Raw genomic sequence first — 23,319 nt, 5'->3', positions numbered from 1 at the left:
GAATAGCCGGAATTTCCTTAGGTTCAGGTAACAGAATACCAAGTTGAATTAAGATGTCAAACTCATAAATGTATGTTCTCGATCACTTGAGTTTGAGACCTGAACACAATGGCGGAAATACGCCATTTCCTGCGCCCGAGAACGCGACACGCCGTGAACGGTCACACACGGCCGCGGCCGACACAGCCGTTTCGACTACACTGGACCTTTATGACAAGACGGTTATACGGGTCGCAGACCTCATTGCGCGAGGCCAACCGCGCGAATCTCATGGATAGCCTCCACAGGTTCGGCGCGATGACGCAGGTCGAACTCGCCGAGGTCACGGGACTGTCGACGGCGACGGTCTCGACGCTGGTCCATCAACTCGTCGACGAGGGTCTGGTGGAGACCAAGGGCACCACACGCAACGGCCGGCGAGCCACGCTGGTCGCCCTCGCCCGCCATCAGGGCATGGGCATCGGCCTATGGGTCGAACGCAGACAGCTCACCCTCGTCTTCGTTGACTTCTCGAAGTCAATCATCGCCAAGCACGTCCTGCCGCTCGCCTTCGGGCACAAGGCGGACACCACCCTCGAACGTGCGATGGTGCTCATCAACGAGACCCTGAACAACATCGACGCCGATGCCAATGAGATCGTCGGCATCGGCGTGGCCGTGGCGGCTCCCGTCGCGACCGCGGATCACATGATCGCGATCCCCGGCATTCTGCCCGGCTGGGACGGCGTCGACATCGTCTCGCCGATGAAGACCGCGTTCAACTGCCCCGTCTACGTCGACAACGACGCGAACCTCTCGGCGTTCTGCGAGGCGCGCATGGGCGTCGCCCTCGGCAGGCGCAACTTCGTGTACATCGGCACCGGCGACGGCGTGGGGGCCGGCATCATGATCGGCGGCTCCATACTGCACGGCGTGACCGGCCTGGCGGGCGAGATCGGCCACATCCAGATCGACCCTCTCGGCTCGATCTGCGCGTGCGGCAACCGCGGATGCCTCAACACCGTGGTCTCCGAGGACCGCCTCGTCCAACTGCTGAGCGTCACGCACGGCAACATGACGCTCGACGATCTGGTCGCCAAGGCCAACGACGGCGACCCGGGATGCCGACGCGTCATCTCCGACGCCGCCGTGCGCATCGGGCAGGTGGTCGCGGACCTGTGCATCAGCGTCGACCCGGAGATCGTGGTGCTGGGAGGCAAGCTCGCGCTGGCCGGCGAGACGTTCTCACGGCCGTTCGACGAGGCGCTGCAGCGCATGCTGTTCCCGGACGCGGTCTCCCCCATCGACGTGCGGGTGTCGGATCATCCGATAGACGGAGCGGCGCTCGGCGGAGCGCTGGTCGCCATCGAGTACTCGGATCGCAACATCGCCGCCGCTCCAGCGCAGTCCAAGGCGATTTGAGATCGGGACCGACTATGGTTGATGCACGAATCGGCAATCGCACATGCGGGCAGTCCGCGGAGGACACACGGATGACAGACGGGAATGGGAACGGTCACGTATCCGGCGCGGATCGCACCGGCACGCACAGGACCGGCGGTGAGCCGCCACTACTGAGGCTCGAGGACATCTGCATCAAGTTCGGCTTCGTCGAGGCGCTCAAGTCGGTGAACCTCGACATCAACCGGCAGGAGGTCGTCGCCATCGTCGGTGACAACGGCGCCGGCAAGTCGACGCTCGTCAAGATCATCGCCGGGTTCCTCCAACCCGGCTTCGGGCATATCTACCTCAACGGCGAGGAGGTGACGATCCCCTCGATCCGAGCCGCGGACCGCATGGGCATCGCCTCGGTGTTCCAGGGCCAGGAGTTCTGCGACAATCTCAACGTGACGGCCAACCTGTTCCTCGGCAAGGAGGTCAACGTCGGCGGAGTGCGCAACGACGAGGAGATGAACTCCCGCGCCCGCTCGGTGCTCAAGACCCTGAGCTCGGCGATCCGCGTGGGCTCTCCCATCGCGTCCCTGTCCACCGGTCAGAGGCAGACCGTCGCGATCGCACGCACCCTGCTCAACGACCCGCAGCTGATCCTCCTGGACGAGCCGACCGCGGCCCTGTCGGTGATGCAGACCGCCGAGGTGCTCTCGTACATCAAACGGCTGCGCTCCGAAGGGCGCACCGTGGTGATGGTCTGCCATGATCTGCCGGATGTGTTCGCCGTGTCCGACCGTATCGTCGTCATCCGTCAGGGGCGCATCTCCGGCGTGCATCGCACGGTGGAGACCTCGTACGAGGAGATCATCGCCGAGATCGCGGGCGTCGCGACCGAACACGAGTACGAGGAGATCACCGAAAGCCCGAAGTACGGCAACATGGTGCGAGAGCGCAAGCTCATCGACCGCACGATGAGTGCCGCATTGGACAGGAACGCCAAAGGGTACTGGGCCGGCAACGAGTAGGGAGTCAATGTCCGGCGCGCCCGTCCCGGTGGGTTAGACTGGGACGCAGCTCGCCGGTTCACACGATACAAGGGAGTCGATTCGTCATGAGCAGTCTGGAAATCACGGTCACCGTCATCGTCGTGATCGTCTCGGTGGTGATCGGCCTCTACTTCGGCCTGATTCCGCTGAAGGTCGAGGAGACCACCGAGGAGCAGAACAAGTACTCGCAGGTCCTCGGCATCATCGGCGTCGGTCTGGTGATCGTCCTGATCTTCACCAAGCAGGACTTCGCCTCATGGGCGGCGATCTTCGCGATGCTGGCCGGCGTGCTCATCGCCAAGATCCCGCCGTTGCACCGCTGGGGGCTTGAGCAGTTCCCGTGGATGGCCCCGGCCAAGCCGAAGAGCCCGTTGAAGCGCGCCAAGCCGGCCGGCAAGGGCGGCAACGGCGGCAAGAAGCGCAGGTGACGGGCTCCCCACAGTTCGTCACGCAGTGGTGACGGGCTCCACGGTCTGGAACAGGGGACGCACGTTGCGCCAGATGCGGCGCGTGGTGGCGGGACGGTTCATCGTGTACAGGTGAACGCCGTCGACGCCGTGCGCGACCAGATCGGTGATCTGCGCCGACGCGTAGTTGATGCCGGCCTCGCGTAGCGTGGGCACGTCGCTCCCCCATCGCTCGAGCAGCGACTCGACGTCCTTGGGGATTCGCGTGCGGTTCTTCGCCGCCATCGAACGCAGTGACTTCGCGCCGTTGATCGGCATGATGCCCGCCTCGATCGGCACGTCGATGCCGGCGGCGCGCGCCTTGTCGAGGAACCGATAGAAGTCCTCGTTGTCGTAGAACAGCTGGGAGATCAGGTGCGTGGCGCCGGCATCCACCTTCTCCTTGAGATGTTCGATGTCCTCATCGATCGACTCGGACTGGATATGCCCCTCCGGGTAGCAGGCGCCGAACACCTTGAGATCGGGCTTGCGCGCGCGGATGTAGCGCACGAGGTCGCTGGCGTGCTCGAACACGCCAACCGGTTCCTCGCCGTCGATGTAGTCGCCGCGCAGGGCGAGCACCGCGAAGACGCCGGCGTGCTCGAACATCTCCAGCGCCTCGTCGATCTTCGCCTCATCCGAATACAGGGCGGTCAGATGCGCCACCGTCGGGATGCGGTATTCGTTGCGAATCGTGTTGGCGATGCGCGCCGTGGCCATACGGTCGGCATGCGTGCCGTGACCGTAGGTCACCGAGATGAAATCGGGGTCAAGCCCCTGCAGACCGTCCAGCGTGTCATAGATGGTTCCCACCGGAGCGTCCCTCTTCGGCGGAAACACCTCAAGCGAAAACATCGGCTTATGCATTGTTCTTCCCTTCTCTTTCCTCGGCGCGCCAAGGCGCCCCAACTCACGCACCCGCGCGACACACAGGCACCATACCCACGCAACAGAGGCTGGGCGTTGCATGCGATACGCGACCGTAGGCTTGGCCGAACGGCCTTGAGTGTGTCGCGTATCGCATGCAACGCCCAGCCTCCCTCTGCTGGAACTATCGGAATCTATTCAGCTATCTTCACGCGAGCTTGGCGCGCACGGCCTTGGCGGCGGCGACCAGATGCTCGAGGCTCGGCCAGGTCTCCGCGTCGCCACGGGTCTTGAGGCCGCAGTCCGGGTTGATCCACACCTTCTCGACATCCATCTTCTTGAGGATCTCGTAGATGCGCTCCTCGATCTCCTGCTCGGAGGGGATGCGCGGGGAGTGGATGTCGTAGACGCCCGGGCCGGCCTCGGTCTCGAAGTTGGCCTCGTGGATGGCGTCGAGCACGACCAGATCGCCGCGGGACGCCTCGAAGGAGATCACGTCGGCGTCCATCGCGTCAATGTCGCGGATGATGTCGTTGAACTCCGAGTAGCACATGTGCGTGTGGATCTGCGTGGTCGGCTTGACCGCGGAGTGGACCAGACGGAACGCCGGAACGGCCCAGTCGAGGTACTTGGAGTGCCAGTCGGTCTTGCGCAGCGGCAGCTTCTCACGCAGCGCGGCCTCGTCGATCTGGATGACCTTGATGCCGGCGGCCTCGAGGTCGAGGACTTCGTCGCGGATGGCGAGGGCGAGCTGCTTGGTCTGCTCCTCGTGGGTGATGTCCTCGCGAGGCCAGGACCAGTTGAGAATGGTCACCGGGCCGGTGAGCATGCCCTTCATGACGTGGTCGGTGCGGCTCTGCGCGTACGCGGACCATTCGACGGTGATCGGCTTGGCGCGGGAGACGTCGCCCCAGACGATCGGGGGCTTGACGCAGCGGGTGCCGTAGGACTGCACCCAGGCGTTCTTGGTGAACAGGAAGCCGTTGAGGTTCTGGCCGAAGTACTCGACCATGTCGTTGCGCTCGAACTCGCCGTGGACGAGCACGTCGAGGCCGATCTCCTCCTGATGCCTGATGCAGGCGTCGATCTGGTCCTTGATGAACTGGTCGTACGCCTCCTTGGTGATCTCGCCCTTGCGGAACTTGGCGCGCTCGGCGCGGATCTCGCGGGTCTGCGGGAAGGAGCCGATGGTGGTGGTCGGCAGCAGCGGCAGGCCGAGGGCCTCGCGCTGGAGCTTCTGGCGCTCGGCGCGGGCGGGCTGGCGCACGAAGTCGGCGTCGGTGAGCTTGGAGATGCGCTCGGCGACGGCCGGATCGGCGGACACGCGGGTGCCGTCGAAGAGCGCCTGGTTGGCGGCGAGCGCGGCGGAGGCCTTGCGCTCCTCGTCGGAGGCGTCGGCCAGGGTGGCGATCTCCTTGAGTTCGCCGAGCTTCTCGACGGCGAACGCGAAGTGCCTGAGGATCTCCGGCTTGAGGGCGTTTTCGCCTTCGGTGCTGAACGGCACGTGCAGCAGGGAGCTGGCGGTGGAGACGGCAACGTTGTCGGTGACCTGCTTCAGGGCGTCGACGAGGCCGAGGCTCACGGCGTAGTTGTTGCGCCAGATGTTGCGGCCGTTGACCACGCCGGCGAAGATCGTGGTGCCGTCGGCGACGCCGTACTTGGCGACCGCCTCGAGGTTCTCCTCCTTGCCTTCGTTCAGATCAAGGCCGATGCCGTCGAAGCCGAGCAGGTTGACGGTCTCGTACACGTCGGCGATGTGGCCGAAGTAGGTGTTGAGCAGTACCTTGATGCCGCCCTTGCGTGCGGGCAGGATCTTGGCGTACAGGCTCTTGAAGAGCTCCACGTCTCCCGGCTGCTTGTCGAGCACGAGGAACGGCTCGTCGATCTGGATCCACTCGGCGCCGAGTTCGGCGAACTTCGTGATGACCTCGGCGTAGACGGCGGCCACGGCGTTGACGAGACCCTTGTCGTAGGTGAGCTCCTGGGCGTTGTCGTCGCGGGAGAGCTTGAGGAAGGTGTACGGGCCGATGAGCACGGGCTTGGTGGTGATGCCGAGCTCCTTGGCCTCGTTGAACTCGTCGAACGGCTTGGTGCCGTTGAGCTTGATCTCGGTGGACGGTTCGATCTCCGGCACGATGTAGTGGTAGTTGGTGGTGAACCACTTCTTCATCGGCAGGGCGGTGACGTCGCCGCGCTCGCCCTGGTAGCCGCGCGACATGGCGAACAGCGTCTCCTCCGGGTTCTCGAAGGAGAGGCGCTGATAGCGCTCCGGAATGACGTTGAGCAGGATCGCCGTGTCGAGCAGCTGGTCGAAGTAGCTGAAGTCGTTGCTCGGGATCAGGTCGACGCCGGCCTCGGCCTGGATCCTCCAGTGCTTGGCGCGCAGCTCCTTGGCGGTGGCGTGCACCTCGTCAAGGGTGGCGTTGCCCTTCCAATAGGCTTCGATGATCTTCTTGAGCTCTCGGTTCTGACCGATGCGCGGGAACCCGGACACGGACGTGAGTGCAGTCATGAATCCTCCATACTGCTTCGTTAGCGAAACGGCTTTTCAACCCGCTCAGCCTATCAAACACGTCCTAAAACAAAGTCATCAATGACATGGAAGTGTCGCTATAAATCGGCTTTATACCGCCGTTTCACGCCTCTTTACAGTATGTGAGACCGATCAATCAAGCTGGCAAACGGCATAGCGGCCATCATACGCTTGGGGCGCGATGGAGGAACCCATCGCGCCCACATATCGAAACATCAGTCGACAGCATCAGTCGAAATCGGAGGAGCTCATCACGGCGAGCAGATCGCCGGAATGCACCTGCCACTGGTCGAACGGCTTGTCCGATCCGAAGATCACCACGCCCGCGGTCTGCAATCCCAGATTGAGCAGGTCGAGTCGCTCCGAATCGGAATCGGACGAGGCGATCCACTGGCTGGCGATCGAGACGGTGGGCTCATGGCCGAGCACCATGAGCACGCGATCCTTCTCCTTGGCGTGCGCCAGCTCGTCGAACACGGCCTGTACTCCCCCCTCGTACAGGCTCTGGTGGTAGTCGACCTTGGGCTTGTCGCCGAAGGTCTTGAGCATCTTCGCGCAGGTCTGGCGGGCCCGGGTGGCCGCCGAGCAGGCGATCACATCCGGGTCGAGCTTCATGTCCGTCAGTCCCTTGGCAACCTTCTTGGCCTGCTTGAGCCCTTTGTTCGTCAGTTCACGGCCGTAGTCGCCCTCCGCATGGAACGGCTCGGCCTTCGCGTGACGCATGATGATCAGGATGTGGTCGTACCCCTTGACCCGCTTGGCGACCTTGTTTGGATTGACTCCCATGACAGCTCCCCTCGGACTTATGGCGGATACGCTCATGAACACCCGCCGAACCCTCGGTCAACGTCAGACCAACATCCGGGAAACAATCGGCGAACACTCATATCCGCAATGCTGACCAATTATAGTCCGGTCAGCCCTCGAGCGCATCGACCATGCGATCGAGATCACGCAGCACCTTACGTAGTTTGCGATCCGAGATGTCGCGCAGCTCGAGATCCTCGAGCCGTGCCTCGCGCTCCTCGTCCGTCAGATCGTCCACATCGGTGACGGTGTCCTTGGCCGCGCGCTCACGCTTCCTCAGGGCGGTGAAGCCCTCGGCCATCGCCCGCGAGACGATGAGGAATCCGGTGTGTCCGATCATCTGATGATCGGGGCGCACGGCGAGTCCCTGCGCCTTCCAGCTGCGTTCGAGCGTCTCCTGGATGACCGGCTCGGTCCATACGCCGGCGTCGCGCAGCGCCTCCACCATGCGGCTCATCTGCGTGGTGGTGGTGACATAGGCCACGATCACGCCGCCGGGGGCGATCACGCGATACGCCTGCTCGAGGCGATTCCACGGATCGAGCATGTCGAGCATGATGCGGTCGTAGTGGTGTTCGGGCAGTTCGGCGGCGACCGAGTCGAAATCCCCGGTCTTGAGGCTCCACCATTGCGGCCGGCGACCGTAATAGAGCGTCGCGTTGGCCTCGGCCACCCGCGCGAAATCGGGCCGCAGCTCGATGGTGGTGACCTCGCCGCCCTCGCCGACCGCGTCGAGGAGGTTCAGGCTCATCGCACCGGATCCGGCGCCCGATTCGAGCACGCGGTGACCGGTTCTGATGTCGCCGAGCTGGATGACCTGCGCGATGTCCTTCGGATACATGATCTGCGCACCGCGGGGCATGGAAAGCACGTAGTCGGCGAGCCTGGGGCGCATCACCGCGTACTGCCATCCGCCGATGGCGCGTGTCGCCTTCCACGGTTTGGCGGCGTCACGTTCGGGATGCACCTGATTGACCTGCGCCTCGCGCTTGGCCGTGACGGTGGTGACCACCGTGCCCTCGGTCAGTCCTATCACGTCATCGTGAAGGATCAGACCATGGTCGGTCTGCGTGGATCCTCCGACCACGAGCTGATCGGTGATCTTCTTGTTCCTGCGGTCGGTGAACTGCACCTTCTCCCCCGCCTCAAGCGGACCACGTCGCATCTCGACTCTCCCTTTCTTCCGTTCTCCCTGTGGAACAGGACCGATGAAACCGGCCTCCCATCCTATCCGAGGGCGCAGATTGACGCCGATACGACATCGACACGGGACGTCAGCGGCCCTCGCTCCATCCCGTCTCGCTCCTGAGCCTGCGCAGAAGGTCCGCATAGGTGCCATCCTCGCGCATGTCCTTCAACGCGGCCTCCACGTTCTGCGCCAGCGTCCCCGCCCCGGATGGCAGGGCGATGGCGTACCGCGTGCGTCCGTAGGACACGCCCTCCACACGCACCGTGATATCGGCTCCCTGCGAACGCGCCAGGCCGGAGAGGATGACATCGTCGCCGGCGATGGCGTCTGCGGTGCCGATCATCAGATCGGTGACGCACTGCGGATAGGTGTCGCGTTCGCGCGGCGACGCCTTCGGCTGGACGGCGAGCAGTGATTCCCGCGCGCCGGATCCCGCGACCACGCACACGTCCCTGCCGGCGAGCGCCGCGGTGCTCGTAATCGTCCCGACGTCGTCGGGCCGCACCAGCAGTCCCTGCGAGGTCTGCAGATACGGGCCGGCGTAGGCGATGGACGATGAGGTCTGCGGCATCGGCATCGACGCGACGACCATGTCGACGGTGCCGTCGTCCAGCAGATCGAGCCGGTTGGACGGCAGTACCTGCTTGAAGACGATCTGCTTGTTCGCGTACCCGAGCTTCTTGGCGATGTAGCGTGCGACGTCCACTTCGAAGCCCTCGTAGGCCCCGCCGTGCCAGCGTGCGAGCCCCGGCTCGTCGGCGGTCACCCCGATCGCAATGGTCGGACCTTCGGGCTGGACGAACGTTCTGGGGGCCTCCCCGCATCCGACCAGTCCGGCGGACATCGCAACGGACAGCAGCGCGGCGCCCACGCGCCGTCCCAATCGTCCCGTCACCCGCATCGTCACCCGATCACGTCACTTGAACATGCGGGAGCGGGTGAGGAACCAGGTGACCACCAGCGACAGGATGATGGAGATGACGATGATGAGCGTGAATCCCCAGGTCTTGTCGGTGAAGGGCATGCCCAGCTGGCCGGGCACGAAGTTCATGCCGTACATCGAGAAGATCAGCGTCGGAATGGACAGCGTGATCGAGATGATCGTGAAGATGCGCATCACGTTGTTCAGGTTGTTGGACACGATCGAGGCGAACGCGTCGGTCATGTTCGCAAGAACGCCGCTGTAGATGTTGGCCATCTCGATGGCCTGCTTGTTCTCGGTGATGACGTCGTCGAGCAGATCCTCGTCGTCCGGATACTGCTTGATGCGCTGCAGCGTGTTGAGCTTCTCCATCACGATCTCGTTCGATTTGAGGGAGGTGGTGAAGTAGACCAAGGTCTTGGACAGTTCCATGAGCATCATGATCTCGCGGTTCTGCATCGAATGGCGCAGCTTCAGTTCGAGCTTGTCGCTTTCGCGGTCGATGATGCGCAGGTACCGCAGGTACATGGTGGCGTTGCGGTAGAGGATCTGCAGGATGAAGCGGGAGTGCATGTACGTGTTGAATCCGCGGATCGTGCCCTCCATGAACGGGTGGAGCACGGGGGTGTCCTGCATGCATACGGTGATGATGAGATGCTCGGTGACGATGATCGACAACGGGATCGTCTCGTACCAGTCGCGTCCGCCGCGTTCCTCGACGGTCGGGATGTCGACGATGACCATCGTGTAGTCGTCCTCGACGTCGACGCGGGAACGTTCCTCGTCATCCAGAGGGGCGCGCAGGTCGGCCAGATCCACGCCGGTTTCGGAGGCGACGGTGGCCAGCTCGACGTCGGTGGGCTCGCTCAGACACAGCCATGAACCGTTCTCGGGTTTGTCGATACGCTCCACCTGACCATTAATGGTGCTGAACATCCTCAACATCGTCTTCTCACCCGCCTTCCGTGTGCCACGCGCCGCCGCACCTACGCCTCCCGGCGCCAATATCTCCGTTTTCCCGCCTGCGACGAATCAGCACCCAATGCATGTTCGATACGTTCGTTCGTGTACTTGCGTTCGTGTACTCGGTCGAGCCGATCGCCGGCTATAAAACCTCGTCAAGTCTAGTCCGCGGTCACGTTCGGCGCCACCGCGGCGTCGGGAGAATTCTGAATTCGACGTGAATTATTCCACGTGCTCCGTGCGATCCGTGATTCCGCGCATCGACAAGCGCATCGGCACGGCATCGATGCCACGTCACCATGCGATCGGACTCCATGCGGGCATATCGGGTCCGCGCAACTCGTCGGGACCGTTCTCCCAATCGGCCAGGTTCGCGATCTGCGGCGCCTGATTATGCTCCACCAGCTCCCATAGCGGTGCCGGCGCCGGCTCACCGTTGACCGTGTAGCGCACCTTGAGTCGGCTCCAACAGGCGTTGCGCATGGATCCGAGCGCGTTCATCCCATCCGGGTCGATGCCCAGCAGTTCGCTGATCGTGGCGACGATCCATGACCCGTGCCCGACGAGCATCAGCGTGGTGGGGGTTCCGTCGGCGTATGCCGGGTCGGCGAGGATCTCCCGCAACGCGCGCGCACCGCGTTCGCCCAGCGCCCTGCGGCTTTCGACGCCGTATGCGAGCTCGCCTCCCGTATGGTGCTTCCATGAGGCGTATGCGGCGGCGTCCACCGCCTTGATCTGCTCTCTGGTCATGCCCTCCCACGCTCCGAAGCTGCGCTCGCGCAGACGTGCGTCGGGATGGACCTGGAGGCCCAGGATGTCGGCGAAGGCGTGGGCCGTCTGTAAGGCGCGGAACAGGTCGGAGCTGACCACGACCATGCGTTTGCGGGCGGCGGGCGCATCACGGTACTCGTCGATGCTGCTGCGCTCGGCCGCCTGCGGTCCCGGCTGCGCGATCAGCTCGGGCTGCGCGGCGAGCCGGCTGACCTTAGCCCAGTAGTAGCGGCCGGCGAGCGCGAGTCCCGTCTGGTCGGCCTGCCATTGTCCGACGATGTCGAGCGGCACGTCGATCTGCCCCTGCAGACGCCGGGTCAGGTTGTAGTTCGTGCGTCCGTGCCTGAGCATCACCACTTCTTCGATCATCGTCGACACCTTTCGTTCGCTGTCATTCGGGTACGCAACGGGTCTCATCTCAGTGTTCCACATCCGCCGGTCATCGGCGCCGCGCGGATGGTGCGCTCCGCTCCCCGTCGATGCCCTCCACACACACGGCGCCTTTCGTACAATGGCATGGTGATGATTTCCGATGAGACGCGCGCGTTCGTCGCCGCGCACCGCAACGAGGACGTGCGCGATCTGGCGCTGCACGCGGGGCACCCGGACGGCGTCGACCTGACGCTCGCGCTGGAGCAGATCGCCGGATGGCAGACGGCGCGCGCGAAGCTGCCCGATTGGGCGGCGCATGACGACGTATGGTATCCGCCGCATCTGTCGATGGAGCAGTGCTCGTCGCAGTTCACGGCGACGTACAAGGAGGGCATCGCCCGGCGTCTGGCCGCGGACGTCTCGGGCCTCCCCTCCCCCTCGACGCTGGTCGATCTGACCGGCGGGTTCGGCGTGGACTTCTCATATATGGCGCGCGCGTTCGAGCGTGCGGTCTATGTGGAGCGTCAGTCGCATCTGTGTGCGATCGCCGAGCATAACGTGCCCGCTTTGGGGCTGGATCATGCGCGTATCGTCAACGCGCACGCCGAGGGGTATCTGGATGCGATGCCGGAGTCGACGCTCGTCTTCCTCGACCCGGCGAGGCGCGATACGCACGGCGCGCGCACCTACGCGATCGCCGACTGCACACCGGACGTGCTGGGCATGCTGGATCGTCTGCTCGCCAAGGCGCATCGGGTGATGGTCAAGCTCTCGCCGATGCTCGACTGGCATAAGACGGTCGACGATTTCGCAGGACACGTGGCCGAGGTGCATATCGTCTCCACCGGCAACGAGTGCAAGGAGCTGCTGCTCGTCGTCGACCGCGGCATGCACGCCGCGCCGCAGGTCATATGCGTGAACGACGCACAGGTGTTCGCCTTCAGCCCGTCCGATGCGGCGGATCCTATGGGTTCGGGCGTACGTACCTCCCCTGATGGACACGAATGGCGCTATCTGTACGAGCCGAACGCCTCGATCATGAAGGCGGGATGCTTCGACGCACTCGCACGGGCGTTCAATGCGCAGATGATCGGGCCGAACAGCCACCTGTTCGTCGCGTCCGAACCCATCGCCGGATTCCCCGGACGGTCATTCGCCGTCGAGGGCGTATCCACGATGAACAAGCGCGAACTCAAGGCCGCGCTGGACGATCTGACGCATGCGAACATCGCCGTGCGCAACTTCCCGATGCCGGTGGCCGCACTGCGCAAAAAACTGAAGCTCAAGGACGGCGGGAACGCCTACCTGTTCGCGACGACGGACGGCCTGGGCCGTCACCTCGTCATCCGGTGTCGCAAAGCATAGCAGCTTTACGGATGAGGACGAATCGGGAGCCCATCCGTCACCGCGGCAAACCGGCCTTCCCCTGAAAACCGTCCCCGAAAACGATGATGCCTGCGCATCGCATTCGTATGCGACGCACAGGCATCAGACAGGAATGATACGAGACCGCAACCGGAGCGGGCCCGACCGAACGGGCCGGTCTCAGTCCTTGACGATGGTCTGCCCGGCGGTGGGGCCGGAGGCGAGGTTCTGGATCTCGGTGATCTCGAGGACCGGGATGACCGCCGGCTTCTTGGTGCCCTTCTCCTCGGCGACCTTGACCTGCTCCTCGTAGATCGCGTCATCGGAGTGCAGGGTCACGGTGCCACGGAAGCGGTAGCCCTGCTTCTTCTCCAGGTTCGCGAAGGCGATGACCAGCGGGGAGCCGTTCTTGAGGTTCTCGTAGGCCTGGCCTGCGGTACGCTCGTGGTAGGCGATGTGGTTGTCGTCCAGCACGAACAGCGACATCTTCGGGCCCAGATCGAGCTCGCCGTCCTTGGAGACGGTGGAGATCCAGCCCAGATTGTTCTCGATGAAGGTCTTCATCTCTTCGGTGAGCGTTGCCATAGTGACATCCTTTCATGACACGGCGAATCGTTATCCGCATTCCACTCTACCCATTCGTCCGCCGCGCCGCCCGCATCGTCCGCCGTGAGCCGCTGTGAGTATGTTCACCTTTGCGCCTCAGGCATGTCGCCGGGCCGTCCGGCCGTATCGTATGTATCGACGACACCGAGACGCAATGGAAGCGAGGTCATCTTCATGGGTCTGTCGGCACGAATCGGTGCGCTGCGCAGTCGTTGGTCGCGATCCTTCCCGCCGAACCTCGCACGTCTGATGCTGCTGTCCTGTGCCGCGCTTTGGGGCGGCAGCTACCTGCTGGCCAAATTCGCGATGGAGGCGATCCCCCCGCAGTGGTTGATGGGCCTGCGCATGATCGGCGCCTGCCTGTGCATGCTGGCGCTGTTCCATCGTCACATCATCCCGTCCCTGAAGCCCTCGATCATCGTGCCGGCGCTGGTGGTGGGACTTACCTACTGGGGCACGATGGTCACGCAGACGATCGGCCTGCAGACCATCGACCCGGGTCGCAGCGCGTTCCTGACGGCCGCGTACTGCGTGCTGACACCATTCGCCACCTGGATCGTCTCCCGCGTCCGACCGAAGGCCGTCAATCTGGTCGCCGGCGTGATCTGCCTCGCGGGTGTCGCCTTCGTCTCGCTGAAGAACGGGACGTCCCTGTCCCTGTCGGTCGGCGATTGGCTGACGATCGCGACCGCCGTGATCTTCTCGTTCAATCTCACGTGCCTCGGCGTGTACGCGAAGCGATTCGACCCGATCGCCGTGACGTTCGTCCAATTCGCCGTCGCCGGCGTCCTGTTCATGGTCGGCGCCGTATGCACCGAACCCGCTCCGAACGCGGGCTGGCTCGCCCCGTCGGTGCTGGCGAGCGTACTGTATCTGTTCCTCGGCGCGACGATGTCCGCGCAGATCATGCAGAACATCGGCCTGGCGCATGTGCCGCCCTCGCAGGCTTCGATCATCATGTGCACGGAAAGCCTGTTCGCGGTCTCGTTCTCGGCGCTGTTCTGGGGAGAACGCATCACGTGGAGTTCGCTGGTCGGCTTCGCGCTGATCTTCTCGGCCGTACTGCTGTCGGTGGTCAGGCCGACACGTCATTCGCTGCATCGCAACTGACGCCGTCTTTCGGGTACGGCGGGTACGGCGGACCGTCCTCGTGCGGATTGTGGAGATTTCGGCGATGCTTGTGTGTGTGTTTTGCGTCATCATGGCGCTTCACAGGTATCTTGCGGCGAGAACGGTTACCTTCAAGGGTGATGAAGTTTATCAAAGGTCTTTCCATATCCCAGATTGTTGCGGGATCCCTTGCCGCGGTCACGTCGTTCCTGCTCTCGGCGAAGATCGGCGTCGGTGGTTCGGTGATCGGTGCCGCAGCCAGTTACATCATCTCCACCGTCGCGGCAAACGTCTACAAGAACGTGCTCGACGTCTCCGGCGAGAAGCTCCAATCCATCACCCCCGGTTCATCCGACGACTCGGACGATGTCGATAAGGAGCAGACGCCGACCTCTGTGCCAACCTCCGATACCGATGCCACGAAGACGACGGACGACGACGCTGCAGAATCGGACGCCACGACCGTCATCGCCGGTGCGGCCGGTGCCGTTCGTACTCCCCGCGAGGTCAGTTCGAACGTGCCGTCCGCGGATCGGCAAGGCCTGCCCGCCACGAGGACGAGCACCTATACGCTCGAGGAGATTCGTCGCACACGCAAACGCCGGATCGATCCCAAACGCATGGCGATCATCGTGTCCGTGGTCTCCGGCCTGATCGGTGTGGCCTTCGCCGCCGGTCTGGTGCTGCTGTTCACGAACGGCAACGGCACCGACACCGTCGTGCGTGACGTGGTGCATCCGACCACTTCGCAGACCCAGACGACCGAGAACGAAACGGATACGAACACCACGCCGACCGCTCCCTCCCAGCCGAAGGATCATTCGGGCAGGGATTCCGGGTCCACGGATTCCGGCGATTCCGACAACGGTTCCACGACCGATTCGAATTCGATGGATTCCAGCGATTCCACGAACGGCACGACCGGCAGCGAAACTGACTCGAACTCCGGCAGCTCATCCGGTTCCACCGGTTCCACCGGATCAAACGGCTCGGACTCCGGATCCACCGGGTCCGGTTCGAACAGCTCCGGTACCGGATCATCCGGTGACTCCTCCTCCAACGGTTCCGGATCGAGCGAATCCGGATCCAACGGATCGGGATCCTCCGGCACCACCGGATCCGACTCAGGTACTTCGGGCTCTACCTCGGGCTCGGCAGGGTCGGCCGGCACCGGTTCCTCAAGTGGCTCGTCCTCGGGTTCAACCGGATCCAACTGATCGAGTGCAATCGCTCGCTTTCACGAGGCCTCGGCGGGAGTTCATCCTGCCGAGGCCTTTGTAGTGCTCGTCATCGGCTTCCTCTTCGTCGGGGAAGCTTGTCCCACGAAGCGGAGAGGGGTAGCGCGATGATGTGCAGTCGATGAGACGACATGAGGGTCACTGAGAGCCACATGAGAACCACATCAGGCATACGAAAAGGAGCCTGGGGAAAAATCCCCAAGCCCCTTTTTGCGTTAGAACACTAACGAGATGAAGGAGTCAGACTCACTCGTTGTCGCCGGCGGTAGCGGCGGTGGCGGTGACGGCGCCCTTCTCGGAGGTGTTCAGGCCGGAGTACACCCAGTCGGTGTAGTCCGGGTGATCGTAGCCGTGGTCGACGGCGAACTGGAAGGCCTCGTTGCGGAAGGCCTCGAGCTCGTTGATCTTGTCGGCGTACTTGTCGGCGTCGATCATGCGCAGAGCCTCAGCGGTCAGCTCGTAACGGTCGATCTCGTTCACGCGAACCATGTCGTACGGGGTGGTGGTGGAGCCCTCCTCCTCGTAGCCGTGGACGTTGAAGTTGTCGTGGTTCGGGCGATCGTAGATCAGGCCGCGCACGTCGTGTGCGTAGGAGTGGTACGCGAACAGGACCGGCTTGTCGGCGGTGAAGATGTCGGCGAACTCCTCGTCGGACAGGGCCTCGTCGTTCTCCTTCGCGGACTGCAGAGCGAGCAGATCAACCACGTTGACGACCTTGAACTTGATGCCCAGCTCCTTGAGCTTGTCGGAGGCGGCCATGATCTCCTGGGTCGGAACATCGCCGGCGGCGGCAAGCACGATCTCGGCCTCATCGTTGGACTTCGCGGTGGAGGCCCAATCCCAAGCGGCGGCACCCTTCTCGAGCTCGGCGCGAGCCTCGTCGAGGGACAGCCAGGTGGCGGCCGGCTGCTTGCCGGCGATGATGGCGTTGATCTTGTTGGTGGACTTGTAGCACTTCTCGGCGATGGCCAGCAGCATGTTCGCATCGGTGGCGAAGTAGATGCCGATGACGTGGTCGTTGTGGAAGCACTTGTTCAGCAGCAGGGAGGTGACACCCGGATCCTGGTGCGAGAAGCCGTTGTGGTCCTGACGCCAGACGTGGGAGGAGACCAGCAGGTTCATGGACGCGATCGGCTTGCGCCACGGGATCTCACGAACGGTAGCCTCAAGCCACTTGGCGTGCTGGTTGAGCATGGAGTCGATCACGTGGACGAAGGACTCGTAGGAGCTCCAGATGCCGTGACGACCGGTCAGCAGGTAGCCCTCGAGGAAGCCTTCCATCTGGTGCTCGGACAGCTGCTCGACGACCTGGCCGGAGACGTGCATGTGCTCGTCGACCTCATCGGAGATGTAGCCGGCGTCCCACTGCTTGTTGGTGACCTCGTAGGAGGCCTGCAGACGGTTGGAGGCGGTCTCATCCGGTCCGAAGATGCGGAAGTCGTGCGGGTTGTTCTTGATGATGTCGCGGGTGTAGACGCCCAGACGACGGGTGGCCTCGAGCTGGCCCCAGCCGTGGCCGTACTTCTCGACTTCCTTGACGGCGTAGTCCTCGATGTTCGGCAGCTTCAGGTCGTCGCGGATGACGCCACCGTTAGCGTTCGGGTTGGCGCCGATGCGCAGCTCGCCCTTCGGCATGAAGGACAGGACGTCCTCCTTGACGGCGCCGTTCTCGTCGAACAGCTCCTCCGGCTTGTAGGACTCGAGCCAGTTCTTGAGGACCTCGAAGTGGGCCTCGGTGTCGCGGGCGGAGGCCAGCGGCACCTGGTGGGAGCGCCAGGAGCCCTCGGTCTTCTTGCCGTCGATGTACTTCGGGCAGGTCCAGCCCTTCGGGGTGCGGAAGATCAGCATCGGGTAGAACGGACGGTGCACGTTGTCGGTCTGGGCGGTCGCCTTGATGTCGCAGATCTCGTCCCAGATGGACTCCCACAGCTCGGCGAAGCGGCGGTGGATGGACATGTGGTCCTCATCGTCGAAGCCGGCGACGAACTCGTACGGCTCGTAGCCCATGCCGTGGAAGAACTCGTGGAGCTCCTCGTCGGAGATGCGGGACAGGATGGTCGGGTTGGCGATCTTGTAGCCGTTGAGGTGCAGGATCGGCAGCACGATACCGTCGGTGCGCGGGTTCACGAGCTTGTTGGACTGCCAACCGGTGGCCAGCGGGCCGGTCTCGGCCTCACCGTCGCCGACGATGGCCGGGACGAACAGGCTCGGGTTGTCCATGATCGCACCGTAGGCGTGAGACAGGGCGTAGCCCAGCTCGCCACCCTCGTGGATGGAGCCCGGGGTCTCCGGAGCGAAGTGGGACGGGATGCCGCCCGGGTAGGAGAACTGGCGGAAGAACTTCTGCAGACCGGCCTCGTCCTTGGTGATCTTCGGGAAGGTCTCGGTGTAGGTGCCGTCCAGGTAGGACTGCGAGGTGCCGGCCGGGCCGCCGTGGCCCGGGCCCATGATGATCACGGTGTTCTGGCCGTGGTCGGCGATGAAGCGGTTGATGTGGCCGATCAGGAAGTTCAGGCCCGGGGTGGTGCCCCAGTGGCCGACCAGACGGTGCTTGACGTCCTCGCGGGTGAAGGGCTCCTTCATCAGCGGGTTGCTACGCAGGTAGATCTGGCCGATGGAGAGGTAGTTGGCGGCGCGCCAGTACTTGTCAACGCCTTCGAGGGCTTCCTCGGAAACCGGAGCGTTCAGCTTCTTCCAAGGGGTGCCAATAACAGGACTCGTCATGTGTACTCCTGTACTCCTGCACGTAATGTGCGATTGATTATTTCTGTTTCGGTCGCGAGACCTCCATAACCTTGCGGTTACGCGGTTTCCCGCTTCCAATCACCAGTCATGTTACGAGGACAACGCGACTTTTGAACGATTTCTTGCGGGTGTGTTCGAAAATGTTACGAAAATTGCTGGTTTTGTGTGAATTAGCCGATCGATTGTGCGCATGGGTTTAACGCAGGCATGCAATGAAAACGTTGGAATATCGCGGCAATCCGCCATTTTGCAACGAAAGCCGACGTTCGATTCGCCATGTTCACTATCGGCGTGTTGACGGAATCCCCATACGTTGTTTGTGCGTTTTTCGCACAGAAACTACGCCTTTAACCCTTGTCTGGCTCGATAGGGATAATCAATGTGACACCACCCAAGTTACATCACGATAAACGTTAGGGGAATTTCCATGGCAACAGGTCCTGTGCTCGTCGTCGACTTCGGAGCTCAGTACGCCCAGCTCATCGCCCGCCGCGTGCGTGAGGCCAATGTATATTCCGAGCTCGTGCCCCATTCGATGCCGGTCGACGAGATGCTGGCGAAGGATCCGAAGGCGATCATCCTCTCCGGAGGCCCGGCCTCCGTGTTCGAGCCCGGCGCCCCGCGCGTCGACCCGAAGCTGTTCGAGGCCGGCGTCCCGGTGCTCGGCATCTGCTACGGCTTCCAGGCCATGGCCTACGCCCTCGGCGCCGACGTCGACAAGGCGGCCCTCGGCGAATACGGCAAGACCGAGACCGTCATCGACAGGGCGGAGGGCATCCTCGCCGGATCCCCGTCCGAACAGAGCACATGGATGAGCCACGGCGTCGCCGTCAAGACCGCCCCGCAGGGCTTCGACGTCCTCGCCCACACCGAGGGCGCCCCCGTGGCCGCCATGGAGGATCGCTCCCGCGGACTCTACGGCGTGCAGTGGCACCCCGAGGTCAAGCACACCCCGCGCGGTCAGGAGCTCATCGAGACGTTCCTGCACGACTGCGCCGGACTGACCGACGACTGGAACGCCTCCTCCATCATCGACGATCAGGTCAACAGGATCCGCGAGCAGGTCGGCGACGCCGAGGTCATCTGCGGCCTGTCCGGCGGCGTCGACTCCGCCGTCGCGGCCGCCCTCGTGCACAAGGCCATCGGCGACCAGCTCACCTGCGTGTTCGTCGACCACGGTCTGCTCAGGAAGGGCGAGGTCGAGCAGGTCAAGCACGACTTCGTCGAGGCCACCGGCATCCGTCTGATCACCGTCGACGCCGCCGACGACTTCCTCGAGGCCCTCAAGGGCGTCTCCGAGCCCGAGCGCAAGCGCAAGATCATCGGCGAGAAGTTCATCCGCACCTTCGAGAAGGCCCAGCGTCAGGTGCTCGAGGAGGCCGGCGCCCGAGGCAAGGAGGTCAAGTTCCTTGTGCAGGGCACCCTCTACCCCGACGTCGTAGAATCCGGCGGCGGCGACGGCGCGGCCAACATCAAGAGCCACCACAACGTCGGCGGCCTGCCCAAGGACATCAAGTTCCAGCTCATCGAACCGCTGCGCACCCTGTTCAAGGACGAGGTGCGCGCCATCGGCACCGAGCTCGGTCTGCCCGACGAGATCGTCTGGCGCCAGCCGTTCCCCGGCCCGGGCCTCGGCATCCGCATCATCGGCGAGATCACCAGGGAGCGCCTCGACCTGCTGCGCGAGGCCGACGCCATCGCCCGCGAGGAGCTCACCAAGGCCGGCCTCGACCGCGACATCTGGCAGTGCCCCGTCGTGCTCCTCGCCGACGTCCACTCCGTCGGCGTCCAGGGCGACGAACGCACCTACGGCTCCCCCATCGTCCTGCGTCCCGTCTCCTCCGAGGACGCCATGACCGCCGACTGGTCGCGTCTGCCCTACGACGTGCTCGCCGCCATCTCCACGCGCATCACCAACGAATGCCGCCAGATCAACCGCGTGGTGCTGGACTGCACCTCCAAGCCGCCGGCAACCATCGAATGGGAGTGATGGTGAAAACCGTCCGATGGAGCGTATACCGCCTTTCCTCGGCACTCGACGTACCTTTTGTACGTCCTCGGCCTCGGACGGCGGTCTTCCGCACGCATCGGACGGTTTTCACCGGTTGACGTCATGCGTGCAGCACTAACGGCTGAAGCATGAATAACGACATGAATACGAAAAGGAGCGCCGTCCGTCCCCGGGCGGCGCTCCTTTTCGTACGAGAGACCCTCGCAAGGGCGGCGCGCGGCCGGTCGGCGCGAGCCACTACACTTGGATGACGCAAGCGAAAACTTCAAATGACGTTTGGGAGATACGGTGAGCGCAATCCTCGAAGGGAAGCCCGACAAGAACCTGATACTCGTTACGGGAAGGGTTCATCCGAAACTCGCGCAGGACGTCGCCGAACAGCTCGGCATCGACCTGTTGGAAACCACCGCCTATGACTTCGCCAATGGCGAGATGTACGTGCGCTACACCGAATCGGTGCGCGGCGCCGACGTGTTCGTACTGCAAAGCCACTACAAGCCGATCAACAAGGCGATCATGGAACAGCTCATCATGATCGACGCCCTGAAGCGCGCATCCGCGCGTTCCATCACCGCCGTATGCCCGATGCTGGGCTACTCCCGTCAGGACAAGAAGCACCGCGGCCGCGAGCCCATCTCCTGCCGTCTCGTCTTCGACCTGCTCAAGACCGCCGGCGCCGACCGCATCATGTCGGTCGACCTGCATGCCGCGCAGTCGCAGGGCTTCTTCGATGGTCCGGTCGATCATCTCATCGCCATGCCGGTGCTCGTCGACTACATCCGCGACCGCTTCCAGGGTCACCTCGACAACGTCGCGGTCGTCTCCCCCGACGCCGGTCGCATCCGCGTGGCCGAGCAGTGGGCGCAGCGCCTCGGCGGCGGCCCCCTCGCCTTCGTCCACAAGACGCGTGACATCACCCGCCCGAACCAGGCCGTCTCCAACCGCGTCGTCGGCGACGTCAAGGGCAAGGACTGCGTGCTCGTCGACGACCTCATCGACACGGCCGGCACCATCGTCGGCGCATGCAACGTGCTCAAGGACGCCGGCGCCAGGTCCGTCACCGTCGTCGCCACGCACGGCGTGCTCTCCGGTCCCGCCGTCGAACGACTCAAGTCGTGCGGCGCCCGCGAGGTCGTGCTGACCGACACCGTGCCGATCCCGGAGGAGAAGCGCTGGGACGGCCTGACCGTCCTGTCCATCGCCCCGCTGCTGGCCGGCGCCATCCGTGCCGTGTTCGAGGATGGTTCCGTGGCCGAGTTGTTCGACACGTACCCCGAACACCACGGTCAGGGTTTCCTGTTCGCCTGACCTTATGGTATAAATGAACACTTGGCGGGTTCACCCGCCGCTCCCCCATGGTGTAATGGCAGCACACGGGCCTTTGGAACCCTTTGTCTTGGTTCGAATCCAGGTGGGGGAACACCGTCAGGACGGCCGACCGGTACTCATCCGGTCGGCCGTCTATTGTTAGGTGCTTGGATAAGCACCATGTATCAAACCAGCCAGTGAAGGGAAACGACACACTCATGGCATCCTCGGCATTGACCGCCGCAATCGTTCTCGCCGCGGGAGAAGGCACCCGCATGCGTTCCAACAAGCCGAAGGTGCTGCACACCTTCGCCGGGCACACCTTCCTCAACCGTGTGATGGCCTCCGTCAGGGCGCTCGATCCGGCAACCCTCGCGGTCGTGGTCCACTTCCAGGCCGACCGCGTCGCCGCGGCGGCCCGGTCGTACGACGAGTCGGTCACCATCGTCAATCAGGACGACATCCCCGGCACCGGTCGTGCCGTGCAGTGCGCGATGGCGCAGCTGACCGAGCACGGCCCGATCACCGGCCCGGTGCTCATCGCCGCCTCCGACATGCCGCTGCTCGACGCCGCCACGCTGGAACGTCTCGTCGCCTTCCACACCGAATCCGGCAACGGCGCCACGGTCCTGACGACCGTGCTCGACGACCCGACCGGCTATGGCCGCATCATCCGCGATCGTGACGGCAACGTGCTGCGCATCGTCGAACAGAAGGACGCCAATCGCAGCGAACTGGCCGTGCAGGAGGTGAACACGTCCGTGTACGTGTTCGACGCCGAACTGCTCACGCGCGCCATCGCGGATCTCAAGTCCAACAACGCGCAGGGCGAGTTCTACCTGACCGACGCGCTCGAGACCGCCCGTTCGGCCGGCAAGGTCGGCGCGTTCACCGCACCCGACCCGCTGAGCGTCGAGGGCGTGAACGACCGCGTGCAGCTCGCCGCGCTCGCCAAGGCGCACAACCGTCGCGTGTGCGAGGCGTGGATGCGCGGCGGCGTGACGATCCTCGACCCGGAGACCACGTGGATCGACGACGAGGTCGAGATCGGCCGTGACGCGGTGATCCTGCCCGGATGCTTCCTGCAGGGCCACACCGTCATCGGCGAGGAGGCCGTGGTCGGCCCGTACACCACGCTCATCGACGCCACCGTCGATGCCGAGGCCACCGTCGAGCGCTCCCGCGTGCAGGAGACACATATCGGCCGCGCCGCGAACATCGGACCGTGGACGTACCTGCGTCCCGGCAACGAACTGGGCGAGGAATCGAAGGCCGGCGCGTTCGTCGAGATGAAGAAGGCGCACATCGGCAACGGCACCAAGGTGCCGCACCTGAGCTACATGGGCGACGCCACGCTCGGCGACCACACCAACATCGGCGGCGGCACCATCACCGCCAACTACGATGGCGTGCACAAGAACAAGACGCACATCGGGGCCGGATGCCACGTCGGCGCCGGCAACCTGTTCGTGGCCCCCGTCGAGGTCGGCGACAACGTGACCACCGGCGCCGGATCCGTCGTCCGTCACCCCGTGCCCGACGACACGATGGTCTACTCCGAGAACACGCAGCACAACGTCGAGGGCTGGAAGCCCGCCTGGGAGCGCTGAGCCGCAGCCCGACCGCGCGTGCGCACCAACGCGAACGCA

18 protein-coding genes and 1 tRNA gene are annotated in these 23,319 nt (G+C 63.9%); 10 read left to right on the top strand and 9 right to left on the bottom strand.

The window, feature by feature from the left end; all coding sequences use genetic code 11:
- The first annotated feature begins 210 nt into the window (after nucleotides 1-210).
- The 3 genes from BW11_RS10975 (at nucleotide 211) to BW11_RS10965 (ending at nucleotide 2,845) form a co-directional block, all read left to right on the top strand.
- Nucleotides 211-1,401 carry an ROK family transcriptional regulator gene (locus BW11_RS10975; protein WP_140445775.1) on the top strand — a complete coding sequence of 397 codons (1,191 nt, stop codon included), beginning with the start codon at nucleotides 211-213 and terminating at the stop codon, nucleotides 1,399-1,401.
- A gap of 173 nt (nucleotides 1,402-1,574) precedes the next feature.
- Complete coding sequence (locus BW11_RS10970) at nucleotides 1,575-2,396, top strand: ATP-binding cassette domain-containing protein (RefSeq protein WP_258184678.1); 822 nt, start codon at nucleotides 1,575-1,577, stop codon at nucleotides 2,394-2,396.
- 86 nt (nucleotides 2,397-2,482) lie between these two features.
- Entirely contained in the window at nucleotides 2,483-2,845 is a 363-nt protein-coding gene (locus BW11_RS10965) for a hypothetical protein (RefSeq protein WP_140445773.1), read from the top strand.
- 18 nt (nucleotides 2,846-2,863) lie between these two features.
- On the opposite strand, the gene metF is transcribed toward BW11_RS10965, so the two are convergent.
- The 7 genes from metF to BW11_RS10930 form a co-directional block, all read right to left on the bottom strand.
- Complete coding sequence (gene metF / locus BW11_RS10960; protein ID WP_140445772.1) at nucleotides 2,864-3,730, bottom strand: methylenetetrahydrofolate reductase [NAD(P)H]; 867 nt, start codon at nucleotides 3,728-3,730, stop codon at nucleotides 2,864-2,866.
- Nucleotides 3,731-3,938: 208 nt separating this feature from the next.
- Nucleotides 3,939-6,242: a 5-methyltetrahydropteroyltriglutamate--homocysteine S-methyltransferase gene (gene metE, locus BW11_RS10955; RefSeq protein WP_107044500.1), complete on the bottom strand. Its 2,304-nt coding sequence runs from the start codon at nucleotides 6,240-6,242 to the stop codon at nucleotides 3,939-3,941.
- A gap of 249 nt (nucleotides 6,243-6,491) precedes the next feature.
- Nucleotides 6,492-7,049, bottom strand: coding sequence for a histidine phosphatase family protein (locus tag BW11_RS10950; protein ID WP_043167691.1), 558 nt, complete (start codon nucleotides 7,047-7,049; stop codon nucleotides 6,492-6,494).
- A 130-nt stretch (nucleotides 7,050-7,179) separates the two neighbouring features.
- Nucleotides 7,180-8,235 carry a tRNA (adenine-N1)-methyltransferase gene (locus BW11_RS10945; RefSeq protein ID WP_107044501.1) on the bottom strand — a complete coding sequence of 352 codons (1,056 nt, stop codon included), beginning with the start codon at nucleotides 8,233-8,235 and terminating at the stop codon, nucleotides 7,180-7,182.
- 109 nt (nucleotides 8,236-8,344) lie between these two features.
- Nucleotides 8,345-9,154, bottom strand: a complete 810-nt coding sequence (locus BW11_RS10940; protein WP_181162616.1) for a transporter substrate-binding domain-containing protein — start codon at nucleotides 9,152-9,154, stop codon at nucleotides 8,345-8,347.
- A 21-nt stretch (nucleotides 9,155-9,175) separates the two neighbouring features.
- Complete coding sequence (locus tag BW11_RS10935) at nucleotides 9,176-10,126, bottom strand: magnesium transporter CorA family protein (RefSeq protein WP_107044503.1); 951 nt, start codon at nucleotides 10,124-10,126, stop codon at nucleotides 9,176-9,178.
- 312 nt (nucleotides 10,127-10,438) lie between these two features.
- Nucleotides 10,439-11,284: a histidine phosphatase family protein gene (locus BW11_RS10930; protein ID WP_140445771.1), complete on the bottom strand. Its 846-nt coding sequence runs from the start codon at nucleotides 11,282-11,284 to the stop codon at nucleotides 10,439-10,441.
- A 150-nt stretch (nucleotides 11,285-11,434) separates the two neighbouring features.
- On the opposite strand from BW11_RS10930, the gene BW11_RS10925 reads away from it, so the two are divergent.
- On the top strand, nucleotides 11,435-12,652 hold the full coding sequence (locus BW11_RS10925) for a class I SAM-dependent methyltransferase (protein WP_140445770.1): 1,218 nt from the start codon (nucleotides 11,435-11,437) through the stop codon (nucleotides 12,650-12,652).
- Nucleotides 12,653-12,832: 180 nt separating this feature from the next.
- Here the strand turns inward: BW11_RS10925 and BW11_RS10920 are convergent, their stop codons facing one another.
- The gene (locus BW11_RS10920; RefSeq protein ID WP_140445769.1) at nucleotides 12,833-13,237 is read right to left on the bottom strand and encodes a pyridoxamine 5'-phosphate oxidase family protein; all 405 of its coding nucleotides are present in this window, start codon (nucleotides 13,235-13,237) and stop codon (nucleotides 12,833-12,835) included.
- 195 nt (nucleotides 13,238-13,432) lie between these two features.
- Here BW11_RS10920 and BW11_RS10915 point away from each other — a divergent pair, with 195 nt between their 5' ends.
- Both BW11_RS10915 and BW11_RS10910 read left to right on the top strand, forming a co-directional pair.
- On the top strand, nucleotides 13,433-14,368 hold the full coding sequence (locus BW11_RS10915; protein ID WP_140445768.1) for a DMT family transporter: 936 nt from the start codon (nucleotides 13,433-13,435) through the stop codon (nucleotides 14,366-14,368).
- 140 nt (nucleotides 14,369-14,508) lie between these two features.
- Nucleotides 14,509-15,585 (top strand): hypothetical protein, encoded by a 1,077-nt coding sequence (locus tag BW11_RS10910; RefSeq protein WP_258184677.1) that lies wholly within the window; start codon nucleotides 14,509-14,511, stop codon nucleotides 15,583-15,585.
- Between the two features lie 267 nt (nucleotides 15,586-15,852).
- Here BW11_RS10910 and BW11_RS10905 read toward each other — a convergent pair whose 3' ends face one another.
- Nucleotides 15,853-18,330 (bottom strand): phosphoketolase, encoded by a 2,478-nt coding sequence (locus tag BW11_RS10905; RefSeq protein WP_140445766.1) that lies wholly within the window; start codon nucleotides 18,328-18,330, stop codon nucleotides 15,853-15,855.
- A gap of 448 nt (nucleotides 18,331-18,778) precedes the next feature.
- On the opposite strand from BW11_RS10905, the gene guaA reads away from it, so the two are divergent.
- The 4 genes from guaA (at nucleotide 18,779) to glmU (ending at nucleotide 23,280) form a co-directional block, all read left to right on the top strand.
- Complete coding sequence (gene guaA, locus BW11_RS10900) at nucleotides 18,779-20,341, top strand: glutamine-hydrolyzing GMP synthase (RefSeq protein WP_140445765.1); 1,563 nt, start codon at nucleotides 18,779-18,781, stop codon at nucleotides 20,339-20,341.
- A gap of 309 nt (nucleotides 20,342-20,650) precedes the next feature.
- Entirely contained in the window at nucleotides 20,651-21,670 is a 1,020-nt protein-coding gene (locus tag BW11_RS10895) for a ribose-phosphate diphosphokinase (RefSeq protein WP_043167681.1), read from the top strand.
- Between the two features lie 41 nt (nucleotides 21,671-21,711).
- Nucleotides 21,712-21,782 (top strand) — tRNA-Gln (locus BW11_RS10890).
- A 106-nt stretch (nucleotides 21,783-21,888) separates the two neighbouring features.
- Entirely contained in the window at nucleotides 21,889-23,280 is a 1,392-nt protein-coding gene (glmU, locus tag BW11_RS10885; protein ID WP_140445763.1) for a bifunctional UDP-N-acetylglucosamine diphosphorylase/glucosamine-1-phosphate N-acetyltransferase GlmU, read from the top strand.
- The last annotated feature ends 39 nt before the right edge of the window (nucleotides 23,281-23,319 follow it).

The sequence above is a fragment of the Bifidobacterium sp. UTCIF-38 genome (genome assembly GCF_006454495.1).
GTDB lineage: Bacteria > Actinomycetota > Actinomycetes > Actinomycetales > Bifidobacteriaceae > Bifidobacterium > Bifidobacterium callitrichos.
This window is presented reverse-complemented; position numbering and strand designations above follow the sequence as displayed.

Coding starts and splice junctions, on each gene's coding strand:
- BW11_RS10975 (WP_140445775.1), top strand. CDS start 211: ATGACAAGACGGTTATACGGGTCGCAGACCTCATTGCGCGAGGCCAAC.
- BW11_RS10965 (WP_140445773.1), top strand. CDS start 2,483: ATGAGCAGTCTGGAAATCACGGTCACCGTCATCGTCGTGATCGTCTCG.
- metF (WP_140445772.1), bottom strand. CDS start 3,730: ATGCATAAGCCGATGTTTTCGCTTGAGGTGTTTCCGCCGAAGAGGGAC.
- metE (WP_107044500.1), bottom strand. CDS start 6,242: ATGACTGCACTCACGTCCGTGTCCGGGTTCCCGCGCATCGGTCAGAAC.
- BW11_RS10950 (WP_043167691.1), bottom strand. CDS start 7,049: ATGGGAGTCAATCCAAACAAGGTCGCCAAGCGGGTCAAGGGGTACGAC.
- BW11_RS10945 (WP_107044501.1), bottom strand. CDS start 8,235: ATGCGACGTGGTCCGCTTGAGGCGGGGGAGAAGGTGCAGTTCACCGAC.
- BW11_RS10935 (WP_107044503.1), bottom strand. CDS start 10,126: ATGTTGAGGATGTTCAGCACCATTAATGGTCAGGTGGAGCGTATCGAC.
- BW11_RS10930 (WP_140445771.1), bottom strand. CDS start 11,284: ATGATCGAAGAAGTGGTGATGCTCAGGCACGGACGCACGAACTACAAC.
- BW11_RS10920 (WP_140445769.1), bottom strand. CDS start 13,237: ATGGCAACGCTCACCGAAGAGATGAAGACCTTCATCGAGAACAATCTG.
- BW11_RS10915 (WP_140445768.1), top strand. CDS start 13,433: ATGGGTCTGTCGGCACGAATCGGTGCGCTGCGCAGTCGTTGGTCGCGA.
- BW11_RS10910 (WP_258184677.1), top strand. CDS start 14,509: ATGAAGTTTATCAAAGGTCTTTCCATATCCCAGATTGTTGCGGGATCC.
- BW11_RS10905 (WP_140445766.1), bottom strand. CDS start 18,330: ATGACGAGTCCTGTTATTGGCACCCCTTGGAAGAAGCTGAACGCTCCG.
- guaA (WP_140445765.1), top strand. CDS start 18,779: ATGGCAACAGGTCCTGTGCTCGTCGTCGACTTCGGAGCTCAGTACGCC.
- glmU (WP_140445763.1), top strand. CDS start 21,889: ATGGCATCCTCGGCATTGACCGCCGCAATCGTTCTCGCCGCGGGAGAA.